We start from the raw sequence: 19,898 nt of genomic DNA, 5'->3' as shown, positions 1-19,898 counted from the left end.
CCGCGTCCCGCGGCACCGCCGTGACAAGGACCCCGACCGATACCTGATCCGCTGTGACATCCACACCCGACACGGCGGCCATCACACCAGAACCATCGGCAGCCACCCACGACCGACACCCGAAGCCATCAAGATCAACTTAAGCTAAGTGGCATTGTGGCATGCCCGGTGGGGACCACCTTGAGTGGTTGGCCTGGGCTGGGCGCAGCGGTGTCAGGACGCTGCCGGCGCCCGCGGATGCGGGCAATGAGCTTGTCTCATGAGGCGCTGGAGCGAAGCGCAATCATTGCGGCGAGAAGAGGACGCTGGTTCGCAAGGGGTCAGGCTTCCGCCTCCATGGGGGAATGGCCCAACGGAGGGTGGCTCGGCCATCGACGTCTTCCAAGGTCACGGGATAGACCTGCCCGGCGGACCGTCCCCCGGTGAAGCGCTGTAGCTCGAACGGTGACCAAGCGACGCAGAGGATCGGGCAGCCCGCCACCTCGATCACTCCAGTGCGGAGAGGGTGCTGCCAGCCTGCTCGCCATCCGAGATGGTGATGGCTGTGCAGGTCGACATGCGCCATGTGCGGGTAGTGACCCCGAGTGCCTGCCCAGTCGTTGATCATTGCGGCCCGCTCGCGCGCGATCTCGACTGGCAGGTCGAGCCACCCATGGCTGTCATCCCCGAGGGCTGTCGGAAGTCGCGGGGCGTCGAAGTGTTCCCACGCTTGCTGCGCGCCCTTGCCCCAGATCCGTACGTCGGCCAGCGCGTCGACGGTCGTCTCGCCGTGCAGAGACCCGACCCAGGAGTCGAGCGCACGTGCATCACCGATGACCATTCCACACCGATCCACCGGCAGATCGCCTAGCAGCTTCGGTCCCTTCCTGGCCGCCACGGCGGGGAAGGGTAGACCCAGGTCGATGCTCAGCACGGCGATCGCGTCGCTCGCGTCGATCGGCTGATAGGCGCCGGCCCGGGTATCGGCGGTCACCGTCAACGGCCCCCGCCCGGCCGGCACGGCCCCCGCTTCGGCGAGCCAATCCCGGATGCAGGCGCTGCCGGCCCCCGCCGCCCGCATCGCCCGGACGGACAACGGCTCGCCGAGCTCCGCCCATTCGTTCAGAAATCCCGCGCACGCCAAAACCACACTGCCTGACGGCGCGGCCACCTGTCCCAGTGTCGTACCCCTCGAGGTGAGACCGCCGCTGCTCGTCACAGCTGCCGATCATCGCACCTCCAGGTTCTTGAGGCGTCCGCACATCGACTCGCGTGGCATCGAGGAATCTGCCTTGCCGGGAGCTCGTCATGATGAGATTCACCGCGATCGCCAACCGGTACCCTCCCTCCCCGCATGCGGTTCACGGCGTGGCCGAACGCTGCGCCTGGGGCCGGGGAAGCTGGACGCGGGCGCCCGGGGCGGACATCCACGGCCGGTCCAAAGTCGCGTTCGCGGTCGAACCGCCGGGTGCCGGCATCGGCCGGCCGGCGTTCAGCGGACGCTCAGCAGGATCTCCTCGAACCGGCGTTCGCCGTCGAGGGTCTGCGCGCCGGAGGCGAGCAGCCGGCGGGTCAGCGTCCCGTCGTCAGCAGTGGCCAGCTTGATGAAGGCGTCGTTCTCAGCGGCGAGAGCCGCTTCATCGATGGCCGCCGCGGCTGCCCCCACGAGGGTCTTCACCGCGGCGATGACCTCAAGGTCGAGGGTGGCGATCCGGCGAGCAAGAGTGGTGACGAACGAGTCCAGCTCCTCAGCGGGCAACGCCCGGTTGATCAATCCGTACCGTTCCGCCAGCTCGGCGTCGGCCGGCTCGCCGGACAGGATGAGCTCAAGCGCGCGGGCGTGCCCGGTCAGGGCAGTCAGATACTGAGTGCCGCCACCACCGGGCAGGATGCCGACCAGAGCTTCGGGCAGGGACAGCCCGGTGCGGCCGATCGCCCCGAAGCGCATGTTCAACGCCATCAGGAACTCGTGGCCACCGCCGCGGGCGAAGCCTTCGATCTTGCCGATGGTGACCTGCGGGAGGGCGCGGATCTGCTCGTGCAGGCTCTGCATCGCGTTCAGGCCCGGGATGATGTCGGCGCCCGCTGCCGCAGCCGCCAGCCTGTGCGGCTCGGTGACGAAGCGCATCTCACCGTGCGCGAGGAACAGGTCCGGATTGGCGCTCTCGAAGACGATCACGCGGACCCGGCTGTCGTCCTTCACCCGGGTCGCGAACGCGCGTAGCGAGGGAATGAGCTTCTCGTCGAGAAGGTTGACCGGCGGATTGTCGATGCTGACCGTGGCCACTTTCTCCTCGAGGGTGACGTGGATAGCGGGCAGATCCGAGTAGTTCATCGTGTACTCCGTCTTGCAGCCGTCCGCCGATAGGCGTCCCACACCGAATTGGTGTGCTGCGGTTACCGTAGAACCTCACATAAGTGTGAGGTACAACGACTAGTGACGGGCAGCACAGAAGAGAGGTGCCGATGCGGATCGGAGAATTGGCAGCACACACCGGAGCGAGCATCCGCTCGCTGCGGCACTACGAAGAGCAGGAATTGTTACGCAGCACGCGCACCAAAGGCGGACAACGCCACTACACCGAAGACGAGATCAGCCGGGTCCTGCTCCTACGACGGCTCTACGCGGCCGGCCTGACCAGCCAGACGATCCGCGCCCTGCTGCCCTGCCTGCAGTCACCGGCCGTCACGAACTCCGACGCCGCCCACGCCCGGCTCATCCATGAACGGGATCGTCTCGCCGCCCACATCGCCGACCTCGCCCATACCCTCGACGCGCTCGACGGGCTGATCGCCGCCAACCGCGCCGACCGCGCGCTTCAGGTGGTCAGCGAGGCGTCCGGCGACCATAACGGTGAGGAGGTAGCCGGCGTTGCTGGGCATGTCCGGGAGAACGGAGGCGCCGTCTCCTCCTCTGCCCGTCGGGCCGGTACAGGCGGCTAGTGACGCAGCTCGTGCCGTCGCGGCTGGATATGCCCCGTCGCCGGACGTGCGCCTGGTGGTCGGCTCGGGCGAGTGACTGGCTGATTAGTACCGCCCCACTGTGGAGCGGCATCTGCGGCGTGCCTTGCGAACGTGCGGGAACCTCGGCGCCTCGCCGTCCGACCACATAGGTATGAATCGGCGTTCACTGCTCGGTGCAGGCGCCGCCGTACCCCTCATCGCCGCCGCGCCCACGGCGGCCGCAGCCACCCGAGCACTTCCCGGTCACCCGAGTACCCGTTGCGCGTCCAAGTGGTCGTGTCGGTGAGCTCGAGCGCCACTTTCGTGCGATTCAGGCGTCTGCCGGAGGCTTGAGCCTGGCGGGCTCAGCCGGGTTTCCAGGCGTTGTCGGGTGAGTGCGGGCGGCAGGCGCCGGTGCCGAGTGATGTACGTCCTCCGGTTCGGCGGGAGAGGCCCGTGTGCGACACACTGCCTCTGGCGTCATGGTGAGGAGGGTGCAGTGAGTGGGATCGAAGCTCTGGGCCGGTTGCTGCGACAGTCGCACCATGCCCGGCCGGACGACCTTCCGCAGATGGCGATGCGAGCTGCCGCGCTCGTCGGCGCCACCGCCATGATCATCTATTTGGTGGATCATCAGCAGCGCGAGCTCCTGCCTTTGGTAGCCGGGGATGCTCCGCCCCGTGACCGGTTCATGATCGACGGCACTCTCGCGGGGCGCGCGTACACCACGGTCGCCGCCTGCGTGAGCGATGCCGAACCCGAGGGCGTCCGGCTGTGGGTGCCGCTGATCAATGGTGCCGAACGTCTCGGCGTCCTTGAAGCCGTCCTGGCCGGTCCGGTCGGGGAATCGACGGTGGAGGACTGTGCGACGGTCGCGGCGCTGCTGGCCGAGTTGCTCGTCACCCGTGACCGCTACAGCGACACCATCGAACGGTTGCGCCGCCGGGAACCCATGCTGTTGGCGGCGGAGATGCTGCGCGCCCAGCTGCCGCCATTGACGTTCTCCACCGGCCATCTGGTGATCAGCGGGATTCTGGAGCCGTGCTACGACGTCGGCGGGGACGCCTTCGACTACGCCGTCAACGGCGACATCGCGCACCTGGCGCTGTTCGACGCCGTCGGCCACGGTTCGACCGGGGGAATGCGGGCGGTCATGCTGGCCTCGCTCGCGCTGGCGGCCTACCGCAACGCCCGCCGCGCCGGCCTCGACCTGGTCGACACCTATCACCGCATCGACGGCGCCGTACAGCACCACGACCGGTGGGGCCTGACCACCGCCGTGCTCGCCGAACTCGATCAGCGCACCGGTGTGCTACGGGTGATCTCCGCGGGACACCCCGGAGGTGTGGTCATCCGCCAGGGCAAAGCGGTCAAGGTGCTCCCGACCCCGACAGCTTTGCCGGTCTCGCTCGGTCACCACCGGCCTCCGGTCGTCGTCGAGGAGTCCCTCGAGCCCGGCGACCACGTACTCCTCTACACCGACGGCATCATCGAGGCCCGGTCCAGTGACGGCGAGCCGTTCGGTATCGACCGGCTCGTCGATTTCACCGTCAAAGCCATCGCCGACCAGTTGTCGTTGCCGGAGACCGCCCGCCGGCTGGTCCACGCCATCCTGGACCGTCAGGACGACTGCCTGCAGGACGACGCGACCGTGCTGCTCGCTCGGTGGATCAGCCCAGCTCCGGCCCGCTCCGACACCGAACTGCCGGAGGCCGACAACCAGGCCCCCCTCGACGCCGTCAGCTGACACGGAGCCAGCGGACGGTATGCCACAAGCCGGCGATGGGTCGCCGCAACGAGGCAGAGGGTACGACCACGAGTGGCGCTGTGAGCCGTTCCGCGGCTCGGGCGCTCCCGTCGAGCAGTGCGGCGGTCGATGTCATACGCCCGCGCGCTCACCGATCCTCGAGGGCGCGGTCCTACTTCGGGCCGCGTCCCGCGCGCCGGGACATGCTTGCGCCCCACCGGTTATCAATGCCGTTCGGATGGGTAACGCCGGTGACGTGAGTAGGGACCGCACCCGGCGAGCGGCAGCCGGCGACCGTCCGGCAGCCGGGCTCGACGCGAGCCTGCACCGGCTGGAAGATCGAGTCGAACAGGGCCTGGACCACCTCAGCGGCCTGGTCAAGCCCCGGCTCCGCGGGTGGCTGCATGCCGGTACCTTTCCGGTGGCCGTCGCTGCCGGCGCTCTGTTGACCGTGCTGTCGCCGGACGACGGATCCCGAGTGGCCCTGGCGGTGTTCACACTGTCGGCGGCGCTGCTGTTCGGCGTGAGCGCGCTGTATCACCGCGGGCACTGGACCGCCCGCGTGGAGAACGTGCTGCGGCGCTTCGACCACGCGAACATCTTCCTGATCATCGCCGGCACCTACACGCCGTTCTGTGTGCTCGTGCTGCCGCCCGGACAGGCGCGGACGTTGTTGTGGATCGTGTGGTGCGGGTCGCTGGCCGGTGTCGCCTTCCGGGTGCTCTGGGTCGGCGCCCCGCGCTGGCTGTACGTGCCGGTGTACATAGCCCTGGGCTGGGTGGCGGTGATCTACCTGCCCGGCTTCTGGCGTTCCGGCGGTGCGCCGGTCGTCACGTTCCTGTTTCTCGGTGGGGTGCTCTACACCCTCGGTGCTGTGGTCTATGGCCTCAAACGGCCTGACCCGAGCCCGCGCTGGTTCGGGTTCCACGAGGTCTTTCACGCCTTCACTGTCGCGGCGTTCGCCGCCCATTGCATCGGCATCGGCATCGCCTTGCGTGTCGCCGCGGCGTGAGGCTCGGATGGCCGGTCGGTCAGCGCGTCGTAGGAACCGGGGTAGCGGCTGGTTCGGCGTCAATCCTGCTCGCGGAGCGCCTCGATCAGCTGGTCCTTGTTCATGTGTGACCGGCCGGGGATGTCGGCCTTCTGCGCCTTCCGGTAGAGCTCGTCGCGGGTTGCTTCAGCCAGGTCGCCGGTGCGGGGCGGGAGGGATTCGGCTGCCTGCTCGTACCCGCCGGGGTTCAGTTCGTCGAGGCGGATCAGCTCGAAGGCCGCGCCGAGCCGGGCGTGGATCTCCTCCACCAGCGCACGGCGGTCCCCGTCACCGGCGGCCGGCCCGCCGCAGTGATCCGGCCCGGACGCGGCGGACATGGGTAGCGCGTCGTTCGATCTGCCGCGAGTGCCGTCGACGCCGGTGTCACCCCCCTGTTTGGCGAAATCCACTCAGGGCAATACGTCCTCGACGGCAACGGATGACCGTTGCGCGGCGAACCTCGTCCATCGGCTACCTGGTCAGCTGCGGCCTGGCGAAGTCAGACAGCCGTGACCACGCCGGCGCCTGACGAATGCTGACGGCCGCCGCCGACCCCGGACGGGGCAGGCGGCGGCCGCTTTCCGCACCGAAAGGGACTCTCCCGTGGATGTCATGACCGTTACCGGCCCCCTACGATCAGCCGTCGTTGTGAACCCGGTGAAAGTGCCCGACCTCGACGCGCTGCGCCGTAGCGTCACCGACGCTCTCACCGCCAAGGGCTGGCCGGAACCGATGTGGCTCGAGACGACCGTCGACGACCCCGGCGCCGGCCAGGCCACCCAGGCGATCCGCGACGGCGCCGAACTCGTCTTCGCCTGTGGTGGCGACGGCACCGTGATGGCCTGCGTGACCGCCCTGGCCGGCTCCGACGTCGCGCTGGCCGTGCTGCCCGCCGGTACCGGCAACCTGCTGGCCGCCAACCTCGGGCTCTCCGATGACCTGGCCACCGGTCTCGAGGTGGTTCTGCAGGGCGGCCGCCGGCGCATCGACGTGGGAGCGGTCGGCGAGCAGAGCTTCGCGGTGATGGCCGGCATGGGCTTCGACGCCCACATGCTCGACGCCACCAGCGACACTGCCAAGAAGCACATCGGCTGGCTCGCCTACGCCGCCGGAGCCGTCCAGCACCTTCGCGACCGCCCCATGCACCTGCGCATCACCCTCGACGACAAGCCGTCCTTCACCCGCCGGCCTCGTACCGTCATCGTCGGCAACGTCGGCCGGCTGCAGGGCGGCATGCGACTTCTCAGCGACGCACGACCCGACGACGGCCTGCTCGACGTCGCCATCCTCAGCCCTCGTACCCTGCGCCACTGGGCCGCCCTCGGCTGGGGCGTGGTGCGCCGCAAACCGCGTGTGCCGAGCATGGAGACCTACACCGCCACACGCGTGCGGATCCGCAGCCAGCGCGTTCAGCCGCGCCAGCTCGACGGCGACCTCATCGACCCGGGCAAGGACCTGCTGGTCACCGTACGACCGCAAGCGCTGCTGCTCTGCGTGCCCCAGCCCGCCACCGATCCCGACCTCACCCACGACGCGACCGCGGTCGAGCACGACGCCCACGAGGTGCGTTGACTCGCTACCCGCTCCGGCCCAGCAGCGGCGCTGATTGCTGACGGCGACGAGTCTGCCCGAAGACCACTGGCACGACAGCAACGAGCGGGTCTCCATCGACGTGCTCCTCGCCGGCGCGGCTACCCTGGCCGCCTTCTGGGACCGACTTTCCGCAGTGTGATCCGGTGATGCTCACCGGGCTGCGGTGGTGCGCCGCACCACCAGGGTCGGTGACAGCTTGACCTGGGCGGTACGGCGGTCCCGCTGACCGATGCGGTCGACCAGCAGGCGGGCGGCGTTGGCGCCCATCTGCCGGCCGTCCTGGTCGACGCTGGTCAGCGAGATCGGGCCGAACGCGGCGAGGGCGCTGTTGTCGTAGCCGGCGACCGAGATGTCGCCGGGCACCGACAAGCCCGCTTCGGCGATCGCCTCCAGCGCTCCGAGCGCGACGACGTCGGCGCCGGCGAAGATCGCGGTGGGCCGCACCGGGCGATCGAGCAGCTGCTGGGCGCCCAGGTATCCGCCGGCCTGGGTGTAGCTGGTCGACGCGATGTCGATCTCGGCTTCGAGGCCATGGGCGATCATCGCCTCGCGGTAGCCGTGGGCACGTTGCGCATTGGGCATCTCAGCCAGCCTGACGCGGTCGGTCTCGTGGTGCTCGATGTGGGCGATACGACGGTGGCCCAGCTCGACGAGGTGGTCCACGACCAGGGCGGCCCCGGCGATGTCGTCGTCGGTGACGCTGTCGTAGGCAGGCGAGGAACCGTGCCGGCCGACGACCACGGTCGGCACGCTCCGGGCGACCTCGTTCAGCCGGCTCTTCGCCGACACCGGGGCGATCAGCACCAGGCCGTCCATGCTGCGGTCGATCATCGCGTCGATGACCCGGGCTTCGGCCTTCTCGCCGTTGCAGCCAGGCGCCAGCAGCACCTGGTAGTCGCTGTCGCCGAGCTGAGCGGTGATCCCGTCGAGGATGTCGGCGAAGAACAGGTTGCGCAACTCCGGCAGCATCACGCCGATGGTGTAGGTCTGCCCGCGCAGGCCCCGGGCGGCGGCGGACGGCCGGTACCCGAGCTCGGCGATCGCCTGCTGCACCTTGGTGCGCATGGCCGGGCTGGCGCCGTAGGCGTTGCGCAGCACCTTGGAGACGGCGGTGGTGGACACCTGGGCGTGGCGCGCGACGTCGACGATGGTGACGCGACGGGGCGCGGGCTTGTCCACCTGGTCTCCTTGGGGTGAGTGAACACTTCTCGGGGGCGGGTTCGAGCAAAAGCGTACTGATCAGCGTGGCGGCCCGGTCGTGCCCCGCAGGACGGCGGTGGGGGAGAGCTTCACCTGAGCGGTCGGCCGGGTGGGATCGGTGATGCGCTCGAGCAGCAGCCGCGCCGCTGTGCTGCCGATCCGGTGGCCGGCCTGGTCCACGCTGGTCAGCGAGATCTTCCGGAATCCGGCCAGGGTGATGTTGTCGTAGCCGGCGACGGAGACGTCGCCGGGCGCGGACAGGCCGGCCTCGGTGAGTGCGTCAAGGACTCCCAGAGCGACCACGTCGGCGCCCGCGAAGATCGCGGTGGGCGGGTTCTTCCGGCCCAGCAAAATCCGGGCGCCATGGTATCCGCCGTCGCGGGTGTAGGTCGTGGAGGCGATGTCGACGCGCTCGCCGAGGCCGTGCTGGTGCATGGCATGGCGGTAGCCGTCGGCACGCAATGCGTTGGGCATTTCGGCGAGCCGGACCCGGTCGCTTTCGTGGTGCTCGATGTGCGCGATCCGGTGGTGTCCGAGCCCGGCGAGGTGCGCCACCATCAGGGCCGCGCCGGTGAAGTCGTCGTCGTTGACGGTGTCGAAGCGGGACGAGTGGCTGTGCCGGCCGATGACCACGGTCGGCGCGGTCCGTGCGAGGCGGTCGAGGTGCGCGGGCGGCGAGACGGGGGCGATGAGGATGAGGCCGTCCATGCTGTGGTCGATCATCGCTTCGGTGACCCGGGCCTCGCTTGTCGCGTCGTTGCAGCCGGAGGTCATGAACAGCTGATATTCGGTGTCGTCGAGGTGTTCGGCGACGCCGTCCAGGATGTCGGCGAAGAACGGGTTCCGCACGTCGGGCAGCATCACGCCGAGGGTCCAGGTGCGTCCGCGCAGGGCCCGGGCGGCGGCTGAGGGGCGGTAGCCGAGCTCGTCGACGGCCGCGCGGACCCGGCTGCGCATGTGCGGGCTCGTGCCGTACGCGTTGCGCAGCACTTTTGACACCGCTGTGGTCGACACTCCCGCCTGCCGCGCCACGTCCACGATCGTCACCCTTCGGGCGGTGGCGGGCTGTTGGTGCATGCACTCTCCCTGCTTGGTGAAACGTTACCCACCATAGAGATCAACGGCGCCCTACGGAAGCGGAGGGCTGTCGCCAGGAAAGGCCGAGATTCGTGGTCACCAACCTCTTGACGCTGTTCGGCACGCGCTCGTAAGGTCGGCGAAACATTTGGAAAACGTTACCCACATCACTCCGGCGCCGTGGTGGCCGCCCCGATACCGGCGTCGGTGCCGCGGCCGTCCACCTGATCATGAAACGATTCAGCAAGGTGGGTTCTCCGTGACAACCGATCTGCAAGAACGACTCCCGGAACGGACGGCGGCCGCGACCCGGTCCCCCCGGGGACGTGCCGCGCCACCGTGGTGGTTCACCGTCCCGGCACTGCTGCTGTTCACCTTCGTCGTGCTCGTCCCGAGCGCCCGCGGGGTTTACTACGCCTTCACCGACTGGGACGGCCTCGACCCCGCCTTCGCGTTCATCGGTCTCGACAACTTCACCGCCATCGCCGACGACCCCGACGCTCTGCAAGCCATCTGGCACACCCTGCTGATCGCGGTGGCCATCACCGTGATCCAGAATGGCATCGGCCTACTGCTCGCCCTCGGCGTCAACACCATGATCAAGAGCCGGAACTTCCTGCGCGCTCTGCTGTTCGCCCCGGCGGTGATCACTCCGATCGTCACCGCCTACCTGTGGCGCAACCTGCTCGGCCCGGACGGCGCGGTCAACAGCCTGCTCAGCGCGATCGGTCTGGACTCCTGGCGGCAGAACTGGCTCGGCGACCCCGACCTGGCTCTCTGGATGATCGTCCTGGTCGTGGTGTGGCAGTTCGCCGGCTACTCGATGGTCATCTTCCTGGCCGGGCTGCAGTCGGTGCCCAAGGAGATCTACGAAGCGGCCGCCATCGACGGCAGCGGACCGGTCCGCCGCTTCTGGTCGATCATCCGGCCGCTGCTGGCGCCGGCGATCACGATCAACCTGATGCTGTCGATCATCGGCGGGATCAAACTGTTCGACCAGGTGTACGCCCTCACGGGCGGCGGGCCCGGGCACGCCACCGACACCATCTCCACGCTGATCTACAAGGACGCGTTCACCCTCGGCGAGTTCGGCTACAGCATCGCCCTCGCCGTGGTGCTGACCGCCATCGTCGCTGTCGCGTCCGCCGGTCAGTACGCCGTCCTGAACCGCAATGAGAAGGCCGCGTCATGAACCGCTACACCCGGCGTACCCTCGCGCTCGAAATTCTCATGATCGCGGTGGCGATCGTCTTCGCCTTCCCGGTCTACGTCCTGGTCAACCTCGCGATCCGGGCGCCGTCCGACACCTCGTCCCCGATCAGTCCCACCACCGCACCCACCCTCGCCAACTTCACCCAGGCCTGGCAGGAAGGCGGTCTCGGCGGCGCCCTGATCAACAGCGTGATCGTGACCGCGGTCAGCGTCCTGATCGTCCTGGCCGTGTCGTCGCTGGCCGCCTATCCTCTGGCCCGGTCGACCGCGCACTGGTCCCGCGGCACCTTCCTGCTGATCATGCTGGGGTTGATCCTGCCGTTCCAGCTCGCCGCGCTGCCGCTCTACCAGACCATCCGCGACCTCGGGCTGCTCGGCTCGGTCTGGTCGCTGGTGCTGTTCTACGCCGGGTTGCAGGTCCCGTTCACCACGTTCCTCTACGTCGGGTTCCTGCGGGCGCTGCCGCGCGACTTCGAAGAAGCCGCCACCATCGACGGCTGCGGGCCGCTGAGCGCCTTCCGCTACGTGGTGCTGCCGATGCTCAAGCCGATCACCGTCACCGCGCTGGTGCTCAACACCGTCAGCGTCTGGAACGACTTCTTCACTCCACTGCTCTATCTGTCCGGGAGTGATCAGCAGACGATGCCGGTCGCTGTGGCCGGCTTCGTCGGCCAGTTCGTCTCCGACTGGAACCTCATCTTCGCCGCGCTGCTGATCAGCATCGTGCCGGTCCTCGCGGTCTACCTGGCCCTGCAGCGCAGCATCATCAACGGATTCGCGGGAGGGCTGAAGGGATGACTCCCTACGGCTTGCAGACAGAACAGCGCACCGAGCCCCTCGGACTCGGCGAACCACAGCCGCGGTTGTCGTGGAAGCTGCGCAGCGACCGGCGTGGCGCGGCACAGAGCGCCTACCGCATCACCGCCACCGCCGGCGGCGAGACGGTCTGGGACACCGGGCGCCGCGCTTCCGCCGACACCCTCCTCATCTGCTGGGAAGGTGCCGCGTTGCGGTCGGCGACCCGCTACCGGTGGCGCGTCGAGATCTGGGACGAGACGGGTACGGCGGGGAGCACCGCCGAGAGCTGGTTCGAGACCGGTCTGCTGGAACCGGAGGACTGGGCGGCGGTGTGGATCGGCCGCGATCCGGTGGCGCTGCCGCCGGTCGACCCGCCGACCGACGAGGACCTGGTCGCGCCCGGCCCGGAGGAGGCGCCGCTGTACCTGAGTCACGAGTTCCAGCTGGCGCAGCGTCCGGTGCGCGCCCGGCTGTACGCCACCGCCCGCGGCGTCTACGAACCGGAACTCAACGGCGCCCGCGTCGGCGACCGGGAACTCGCGCCGGGCTGGACCGAGTACCACCACCGGATCCAGTACCAGACCTACGACGTCACCGAGCAGGTGCGAGCCGGCGACAACACCCTCGCGGCGGTCGTCGCCGACGGCTGGTGGAGCGGCTACGTCGGCTTCGACCCACGCCGCCCGGCCCGCCACTACGGCGACGCGCCGGCGTTCCTCGCCCAGCTGGTGGTGGACTTCCCTGACGGCTCCCGGCAGACCATCGCCACCGGCAGCGACTGGACCGAGAGCGACGGCCCCATCCGGGCCGCCGACCTGATGATGGGCCAGTACGTCGACGCCCGCCGCGCCGTGTCCGGAAACCGGCCGGTCGCCGTGCTCGACACCGGGACCGGGCCGCTGGTCGCTGAGCCGGACGAGCCGATCCGGGTCGTCACCGAGCTGCCGGCCGTCGCGGTGGACCGGCGGGGACCGGACCGGTTCGTCATCGACTTCGGGCAGAACCTGGTCGGCCGGGTGCGGCTGACGTTGCCGGAAATGCCCGGCGGGCGGCGGATCGTGGTCCGGCACGCCGAGGTCCTGGAGGACGGCGAACTTTACGTCGCGAACCTGCGCCGGGCCGCCGCCACCGACACCTACGTCACCGCCGGCGGCGACACCGAGACCTTCGATCCGCGGTTCACCTTCCACGGCTTCCGGTACGCCGAGGTCACCGGCTGCACCGAGGCCCCCGACGCGGTGGCCCGGGTGCTGCACAGCGACACTCCCTGGACCGGCCGGTTCGAGTGCGACGACCCGATGGTCAACCAGCTGCACGCCAACATCGGCTGGGGACAGCGCGGCAACTTCGTGGCCGTACCCACCGACTGCCCGCAACGCGACGAGCGGCTCGGCTGGCTCGCCGACGCGCAGGTGTTCGCGCCGACCGCGACCCGCAACGCCGACGTGTCCGCGTTCTTCGCCCGCTGGATGCGCGACGTCGTCGACGGCCAGAACGACGACGGGGCGTTCCGCGACGTCGCGCCGATCATCGCCTTCGAGCGGGAGGGTGCCCCGGCCTGGGGCGACGGCGGCGTCATCATCCCGTGGCTGCTGTGGCGTACCTACGGCGACCGGCGAGTGCTCGAGCGCAGCTTCGACGCGATGGCCCGGTGGGTCGGGCACATCCACCGGCACAATCCCGGCCTGCTCTGGGAGAACCGCGCCGGCAACTCCTACGGCGACTGGCTGCAGGTCGACGCCGAGACGCCACGCGACGTCCTCGCTACCGCGTACTTCGCGCGCAGCACGCAGATCGTCGCGGACGCGGCAGACGTGCTCGGTCGGCCCGCCGCCGGCTACCGGGATCTGCACGCCGCGATCACCACGGCGTTCCAGGACGCGTTCGTCGGTGACGACGGCAGCGTCAAGGGCGGCACCCAGACCGGGTACCTGCTGGCGCTCGCGTTCGGCCTGCTCCCGGAGGCACTGGTCGATGCGGCCGTCGGTCACCTGGCCGCTGACATCGAAAAGCGGGGCTACCGGTTGACCACCGGCTTCGTCGGGGTGTCGCTGTTGTGCCCGGTGCTGTCCGAGCACGGCCGGGCCGATCTGGCCTACGCGCTGCTGCACCAGGAGGAATATCCGTCCTGGGCCTATTCGATCCGGCACGGCGCGACCACGATCTGGGAGCGCTGGGACGGCTGGACCGACCACGGCGGTTTCCAGTCCGCGGCGATGAACTCGTTCAACCACTACAGCCTCGGCAGCGTCGGCGACTGGCTGTACGGCCGGGTCGCCGGCATCGACCAGACCCCGGACTCGGTCGCCTACTCCGAGCTGTTGCTGCGCCCCACCCCGGGCGGGCGCCTGACCTGGGCGCGCGCCGAACAGGAGACCGTCCGCGGCCTGGTGGCCTGCGGCTGGTCCCGCGAGGACGACCGGCTCACCGTGACTGTCACGGTGCCGCCGGGCTGCACCGCCGTACTGCGAATTCCGACGCCCGACCCCGGCAGCGTGGGCGAGAACGACGTGCCCGCCGCCGAAACCCCCGGGGTCGTCCGGGCCGAACCGTCCCCTGCAGGTCTCACCCTGCGGCTGACGTCCGGCCGCTACACCTTCACCGCTTCCACCACCCCCGTCTGATTGATCTCCACAGTGGGAGAACCCATGCGCACACGCAGAATGGCGGTCGTCGCCGCCGCGATGACCGCCGCCACCCTTCTGGCCGCCTGCTCCAGTGGCACCAACTCCGGGTCCGGTGACGGCGGGGACGACCAGACGCTGACCATCGCCTCGGTGGATCAGGGCTCCGTCGAGAAGGTCGTCGACGCGTTCAAGGCCGCCAACCCGGGTGTCACGGTCAACCTGACCACCAGCGGCGCCGACCAGTACCAGCAGCAGATCCGCACCCAGCTGTCCTCCGGCACCGCCCCCGACGTGATGACCGTGTGGCCGGGCAACGGCAACCCCGGCGCCACCTACGTGATCGCCAAGCCCGGCTATCTGCTCGATCTCTCCGACCAGCCGTGGGCCGCGCAGCTGCCGGAGGCGTTCCAGAAGGTCGCCCAGTACGAGGGCAAGACCTACAACGCGCTGTTCGGGCTCAACGGCATCGGCGCCGTCTACAACGACGAGGCCATGACCAAGGCCGGGCTCACCGCACCCGGAACCTGGACCGACCTGCTCAAGTTCTGCAAGGCCGCCGCCGGCAAGGGCACCCCCGCCTTCGCCCTCGGCATCCAGGACAACTGGGTCACCCAGATCGCGCTCTACGCCCTGGTCGCCACCACCGTCTACAGCGGCGACAAGGACTTCGACACCAAGATGGCCGCCGGGCAGGCAACCTTCGCCGGCTCGCCGTGGACCACCGCGATGGCGAAGTACCAGGAGATGAACGGCGCCGGCTGCTTCCAGAAGGACCCGCTCGGCACCAGTTACGAGGCCAGCCAGACACTGGCGGCCACCGGGAAGACGCTCGGCATCATCCAGGGAAACTGGATCATCGGGCTGCTCAAGCAGAAGAACCCCAGCGGCACGTTCACCATGAAGACGCTGCCGGCCACCGACGACCCGGCCGGGTTCCTCATGCCGGCCGCTGCCGGCGCCGGGTACGGCGTCAACGCCAAGGCGAAGAACAAGGAACTGGCCCTGAAGTTCGTCACCTTCGTGATGTCACCGGCCGGCATGAAGATCTTCAACGAGGCGCAGGGCAGCCTGCCGACCCTGCCGGACGCCGGCACCACCGTCGACCCCGGCCTGGCCGACCTGACCACGTTCGTCAAGGACAACCGGACCGTGCCGTTCATGGACCAGCTCTGGCCCAACGCCAAGGTCCAGCAGACCATGCTCAGCGGCCTGCAGGAGGTCTTCAGCAACCAGGCGACAGCGGACGAGGTCCTCACCGACATGGACACCGACTACAAGGCGGGATCGTGAAACGACGTACGGCACTAGGACTGTCCCTTGCCATTCCTTCCGCGACCGTGCTGACCGGCGGACCGGCTGAGGCCACCGGCGTAGGCCACGGCCCCGGCCCGCGCGTGGTCGGCCTGCGCGTCGACGGCCGCCCCGACCAGCCTCTCGGCCTCGACAGCCCGAATCCCGTGCTGAGCTGGCGGTTCGCCGAGACCTCATCCGCTGCCGCCGACCGGCAGACCGCGTACCAGATCCGGGTCTGGGACGCCGCCCGCGACCGGCTGCTCTGGGACTCCGGCAAGGTGGACTCGGCGGTCCAGTCCGGGGTCCGCTACGCCGGCAAGCCGCTCACCTCCCGGCAGCGGCTCAGCTGGCAGGTCCGCGCCTGGGACGCCAACCGCCACGCCACCGACTGGAGCGCGCCGTCGTCCTGGGAGATGGGCCTGCTCGACCAGGCCGACTGGGGCGCCGCGCGGTGGATCGAACACCCCGGCCGCGCCGAGACCCAGCCCATGCCGATCTTCGCCCGGCAGTTCACCGCCGACCCGCGCCGCAAGGTCACCCGGGCCCGGCTCTACCTGTCCGGCGTCGGCATGCACCTGGCCAGCGTCAACGGCCGCACGCTGACCGACGAGGTGCTGGCGCCTGGCTACTCCAACTACCAGCTCTCCAGCGAGTACCGCGTCTACGACATCACCGGCGAGGTGCGCAAAGGCGCCAACACCGTCGGGGTACGCCTCGGCAACGGCCCCGCCTACGTCCGGCGCAGCGTCACCAACCCGGCGGTGGGGCGGACCGCGCCGTACTCGTGGTGGCAGAGCCAGCTCAAGGGCAGCGGCGCGCTGACCGCCGACGTCGAGGCCGGCGCCACCACTGTCACGCTGAGCGCCGTCACCGGCTACCACGTCGGCGGCACGATCAACGTCGACACCGGCGACGGCGGCGAGAACCTCGAGTCCCGGGTCATCACCGCGATCGGCGCCGACAGCATCACCTTCACACCTGGGCTGTCCAAGCCGCACCCGGCCGGCGCCACGGTCACCGGCTCCGGCAACAACATCGCGGCCAGCGATGCCAGCGCCGGAGCGGCCGTAACACCCCGGTTCATCGCGCGGCTCGAGATCACGTACGCCGATGGCCGGAAGGCGGTGATCGTCTCGGACCGCGAGTGGCGCACCGTGCTGGGCCCGCTGACCACCGACGCCTGGTATTCGGGCTCGGACTTCGACGCCCGGCGCGAGCAGCCCGGCTGGGATCACCCGAAGTCAGACCTGTCGGCAGCCGCGAAGCGGCGGGACGGCACGCCCACCGGGTGGATCGCCGCCGGGATCGCGCCGCCGCCGAACCTCGCCACCAAGCTGGTCGGCCGCACCGCACCGCCCATCACGATCGCCGACCGGTACGAACCGGTGAAGATCACCAACCCGGTGCCGGGTACGTGGGTGTTCGACTTCGGGCAGAACATCGTCGGGTTCCCGCTGCTCAAGCTCAGGGGCGGCGTCCAGGCCGGGACCACCGTCCGGGTGTCCCCGGCTGAATCCCTCGCGGCCGACGGCACCGTCGACCAGGCGTCGCTCAAGGGTGGTGGCGGAAGCCGCGGTGTTGATCTGTTCAACACGTACACGACGGCCGGGTTGCGCGGTGGGGAGACGTGGCGGCCGGACTTCAACTACTTCGGCATGCAATGGGTGCAGGTCACCGGCCTGCCGGACGGTTACGTGCCGACCAAGGACACGATCACCGGGCTGCGCGTGCAGGCCGAGACCCCGATCGCCGGCGCGGTGATCACGTCGAACGCGCGGGTCAACCGGATCCACAAGATGGCCTGGTACTCGTTCGCCGGCAACATCATGAGCGTCTTCACCGACTGCCCCGGCCGGGAGAAGCTCTCCTACCCGGCGGACTACACGATGCCGATGGGCTCGATCCACCGCGACTTCGACCTCAACGCCTACCTGCGTACCCATGAGCGGCACCTGGTCGAGGGCCAGTCGATCGCGGACACGCCGATGGCCGGCAACGTCGCGCTCAAGACTCCGGTCTACGACTGGGGCTACACCGGCCGCTTCGGCGACGAGATCAACTGGGGCAACGCGATCATCCTGGTGCCCGGGTTCCTGCGGCAGCTGTACGGCGACACCGAGACGGCGGCCCGCTACTACGAGCCGATGGTGCGCTTCGCCGACTACATCGCCCGGCAGAAAGCCGTCGGCAACATCGTCGACGCCGCCCTCGCCGACTGGGTGTCAGCCGAGCCGGTCTCCGGCCGCATCACCGGCACCTGGGGCTACTACATGATGATTAAGGAGCTGGCCGAACTGGCCCGCCTGACCGGACATCAGGCGGACGCCGCCAAATACACGGCCCTCGCGGCCGACATCAAGACCGCCTTCAACAACGCCTTCTACAACACGACGCTGCGCCGCTACACCGCCGACGGCAACGCCGGCACCGCCGGCGCCTCGCAGACCGCGCAGGCTCTGGCGCTCGACGCCGGTCTGGTCCCGGACTCCGAGCGGGAGGGGGTACTCGATGCCCTGGTGGAGCTGATCTACGCGTTCCATCCGGTCGGCGACGGCCCGCACTTCAGCGGCGGCACCATCGGCATGGCGCCGATCGTGCGGGCGCTGTCGGCCGGCGGCCGCGACGACGTGCTGTGGGAGCTGATCCACGAGGACGAACAGCCCAGTTACGGCTACTTCATGGAGTCCACCGTCGCCAACCCGGGCGGCATGACGACCATGGGGGAGCGGTGGAACCGAGGCGACTCGAAGAACCACATGATCCTCGCCCAGATCGAGGAGTGGTTCCACGCGGGCCTGGCCGGCATTCGGGCCGCCGCGGGCACCACCGCCTACCGGGAGCTGGTCGTCCAGCCCAAGGTCGTCGGTGACCTCACCCACGTCAAGGGCCACTACACCACCCCGCAGGGCACCGCCCGCTCCGAATGGCACCGCGACGGCAACCGGCTGCGGCTGACCGTCACCGTCCCGCCGAACACCACCGCCCTCATCCAGGTCCCGACGCTGGGCGGCCGGGTCACCGGCACCCCGCGCCGGGCGAAATTCCTGCGCGTCGCCGGCGGCTACGCCGAGTACCAGGTGCCGTCCGGGACCTACACCTTCACCACCCGATGAGACCCGGCCTGGCCTCCGCGCCGGCGGCGGAGGCCAGGCCCGGTCACGGCGAGAGGTACCACGTGGACTTCCCCGACGACTTCCTCTGGGGCAGCGCCACCTCGGCCCACCAGGTCGAAGGCGGCAACACCAATAACGACTGGTGGGACTTCGAACACGACCCCGCGTCCCTCGCGCGAGCGTCGTCCGGCGACGGCATCGACCATTTCCATCGGTACGCCGCCGACTTCGCGCTCCTGGCGTCCCTCGGGCACAACACCCACCGGCTGTCGATCGAATGGTCCCGAATCGAACCCGCGCCCGGCGAGTTCAGCCGCGCCGCGCTGCTGCACTACCGGCGGGTCCTCACCGCACTACGCGACACCGGCATGACCGCGTTCGTCACCCTGCACCACTTCACGCTGCCGCGTTGGTTCGCCGCCCGCGGCGGCTGGCTCGCCCCGGACGCGGTCGGCACCTTCGCCCGCTACTGCCGCCACGTGACCGCCGTACTCGGCGAGCTCATGCCGTTCGTCTGCACCATCAACGAACCGCAGATGGTCGCCCTGCACGGCTACCTGGAGGGCTACCACCCACCCGGCGTCACCAACCCGATGACATGGCGCCGCGTCGGCGAGGTCCTGCTCGACGCCCACTTCGCCGCGGTCCGCCAAGTCCGCGCCACCGGCGACGCACGGGTAGGGCTCGCCGTACAGCTACCCCTGCTGGAGCCCGCCGACGCAGCACCCGAGACCGCGGGTTTCCTGGCCATCCGGTACGAGATCGTCGACCGCCACCTCGACGGGCTGACCGGCCCTGATGCCGGCGATTGGCTGGGCGTGCAGTACTACCGCAAACAATGGGTGGACCCGGCGTCACCCATGCTGTTCGCCCCACCGCCGCCGGGCACGCCGCTGACCCAGATGGGCTGGGCCGTGCACCCCGACGGCCTGCGCCAGATGCTGCACCGGGCCGCGAGGACCGGACTCCCGCTCTACGTCACCGAGAACGGCATCGCCACCACCGACGACACCGAACGCCTCGACTACCTCACCACCCACCTGGCCGCTGTGGCGCAGGCCCGCGCCGAAGGCGTCGACGTCCGTGGCTACCTGCACTGGTCCGCGTTCGACAACTTCGAATGGAGCGAGGGCTACCGGCCACGATTCGGGCTGATCGCCGTCGGCGACGACTTCGCCCGTACGCCCAAACCCAGCGCGTACGCCTTCGCCCGGCTCGCCCGCACGGGACGCCTGGACGCGCTGAACGGCCCCGGCGAACGGACGCCATCGCCGTGACGCTCCGCT

General features: G+C 69.6%; 15 protein-coding genes. 10 read left to right on the top strand and 5 right to left on the bottom strand.

What is annotated here, in order from left to right:
• Positions 1–283 precede the first annotated feature (283 nt).
• A complete protein-coding gene (locus AB0F72_RS37210; protein ID WP_360442125.1) occupies positions 284–1,150 on the bottom strand; it encodes a hypothetical protein in 867 nt (288 codons plus the stop codon).
• 321 nt (positions 1,151–1,471) lie between these two features.
• Positions 1,472–2,314 (bottom strand): enoyl-CoA hydratase/isomerase family protein, encoded by an 843-nt coding sequence (locus AB0F72_RS37205; protein ID WP_360442122.1) that lies wholly within the window; start codon positions 2,312–2,314, stop codon positions 1,472–1,474.
• 131 nt (positions 2,315–2,445) lie between these two features.
• On the opposite strand from AB0F72_RS37205, the gene AB0F72_RS37200 reads away from it, so the two are divergent.
• The 3 genes from AB0F72_RS37200 (at position 2,446) to AB0F72_RS37190 (ending at position 5,681) form a co-directional block, all read left to right on the top strand.
• Positions 2,446–2,922 (top strand): MerR family transcriptional regulator, encoded by a 477-nt coding sequence (locus AB0F72_RS37200; RefSeq protein ID WP_360442119.1) that lies wholly within the window; start codon positions 2,446–2,448, stop codon positions 2,920–2,922.
• 499 nt (positions 2,923–3,421) lie between these two features.
• Positions 3,422–4,669 (top strand): PP2C family protein-serine/threonine phosphatase, encoded by a 1,248-nt coding sequence (locus AB0F72_RS37195; protein WP_360442116.1) that lies wholly within the window; start codon positions 3,422–3,424, stop codon positions 4,667–4,669.
• A gap of 256 nt (positions 4,670–4,925) precedes the next feature.
• A complete protein-coding gene (locus tag AB0F72_RS37190) occupies positions 4,926–5,681 on the top strand; it encodes a hemolysin III family protein (RefSeq protein WP_360442113.1) in 756 nt (251 codons plus the stop codon).
• Positions 5,682–5,740: 59 nt separating this feature from the next.
• On the opposite strand, the gene AB0F72_RS37185 is transcribed toward AB0F72_RS37190, so the two are convergent.
• Positions 5,741–6,037 carry a Rho termination factor N-terminal domain-containing protein gene (locus AB0F72_RS37185; protein ID WP_360442111.1) on the bottom strand — a complete coding sequence of 99 codons (297 nt, stop codon included), beginning with the start codon at positions 6,035–6,037 and terminating at the stop codon, positions 5,741–5,743.
• 274 nt (positions 6,038–6,311) lie between these two features.
• Between AB0F72_RS37185 and AB0F72_RS37180 the strand changes: the two genes are divergently transcribed.
• Positions 6,312–7,271, top strand: a complete 960-nt coding sequence (locus AB0F72_RS37180) for a diacylglycerol kinase family protein (RefSeq protein ID WP_360442108.1) — start codon at positions 6,312–6,314, stop codon at positions 7,269–7,271.
• A 171-nt stretch (positions 7,272–7,442) separates the two neighbouring features.
• Here the strand turns inward: AB0F72_RS37180 and AB0F72_RS37175 are convergent, their stop codons facing one another.
• Both AB0F72_RS37175 and AB0F72_RS37170 read right to left on the bottom strand, forming a co-directional pair.
• Positions 7,443–8,471: a LacI family DNA-binding transcriptional regulator gene (locus AB0F72_RS37175; RefSeq protein ID WP_360442105.1), complete on the bottom strand. Its 1,029-nt coding sequence runs from the start codon at positions 8,469–8,471 to the stop codon at positions 7,443–7,445.
• Positions 8,472–8,531: 60 nt separating this feature from the next.
• The gene (locus tag AB0F72_RS37170; RefSeq protein WP_360442102.1) at positions 8,532–9,569 is read right to left on the bottom strand and encodes a LacI family DNA-binding transcriptional regulator; all 1,038 of its coding nucleotides are present in this window, start codon (positions 9,567–9,569) and stop codon (positions 8,532–8,534) included.
• Positions 9,570–9,828: 259 nt separating this feature from the next.
• Between AB0F72_RS37170 and AB0F72_RS37165 the strand changes: the two genes are divergently transcribed.
• From AB0F72_RS37165 to AB0F72_RS37140, 6 genes are read left to right on the top strand one after another with little or no spacing between them, the layout of a single operon-like run.
• The gene (locus AB0F72_RS37165; RefSeq protein ID WP_360442099.1) at positions 9,829–10,761 is read left to right on the top strand and encodes a sugar ABC transporter permease; all 933 of its coding nucleotides are present in this window, start codon (positions 9,829–9,831) and stop codon (positions 10,759–10,761) included.
• Positions 10,758–11,579, top strand: a complete 822-nt coding sequence (locus AB0F72_RS37160) for a carbohydrate ABC transporter permease (protein WP_360442096.1) — start codon at positions 10,758–10,760, stop codon at positions 11,577–11,579. The genes AB0F72_RS37165 and AB0F72_RS37160 overlap by 4 nt, the downstream gene beginning before the upstream one ends.
• 11 nt (positions 11,580–11,590) lie before the next feature.
• Complete coding sequence (locus tag AB0F72_RS37155; protein ID WP_360442093.1) at positions 11,591–14,203, top strand: family 78 glycoside hydrolase catalytic domain; 2,613 nt, start codon at positions 11,591–11,593, stop codon at positions 14,201–14,203.
• 24 nt (positions 14,204–14,227) lie between these two features.
• Positions 14,228–15,496 (top strand): extracellular solute-binding protein, encoded by a 1,269-nt coding sequence (locus AB0F72_RS37150; protein WP_360442090.1) that lies wholly within the window; start codon positions 14,228–14,230, stop codon positions 15,494–15,496.
• A complete protein-coding gene (locus AB0F72_RS37145; protein WP_360442087.1) occupies positions 15,493–18,612 on the top strand; it encodes a family 78 glycoside hydrolase catalytic domain in 3,120 nt (1,039 codons plus the stop codon). Before AB0F72_RS37150 ends, AB0F72_RS37145 begins: the two co-directional genes overlap by 4 nt.
• A complete protein-coding gene (locus AB0F72_RS37140) occupies positions 18,609–19,889 on the top strand; it encodes a family 1 glycosylhydrolase (protein WP_360442084.1) in 1,281 nt (426 codons plus the stop codon). Before AB0F72_RS37145 ends, AB0F72_RS37140 begins: the two co-directional genes overlap by 4 nt.
• The last annotated feature ends 9 nt before the right edge of the window (positions 19,890–19,898 follow it).

Source organism: Actinoplanes sp. NPDC023936 (assembly GCF_040639325.1).
Taxonomy (GTDB): Bacteria; Actinomycetota; Actinomycetes; order Mycobacteriales; family Micromonosporaceae; genus Actinoplanes.
Note: the sequence above shows the minus strand (reverse complement) of the source record. Positions and strands in the feature narration are given on the sequence as shown.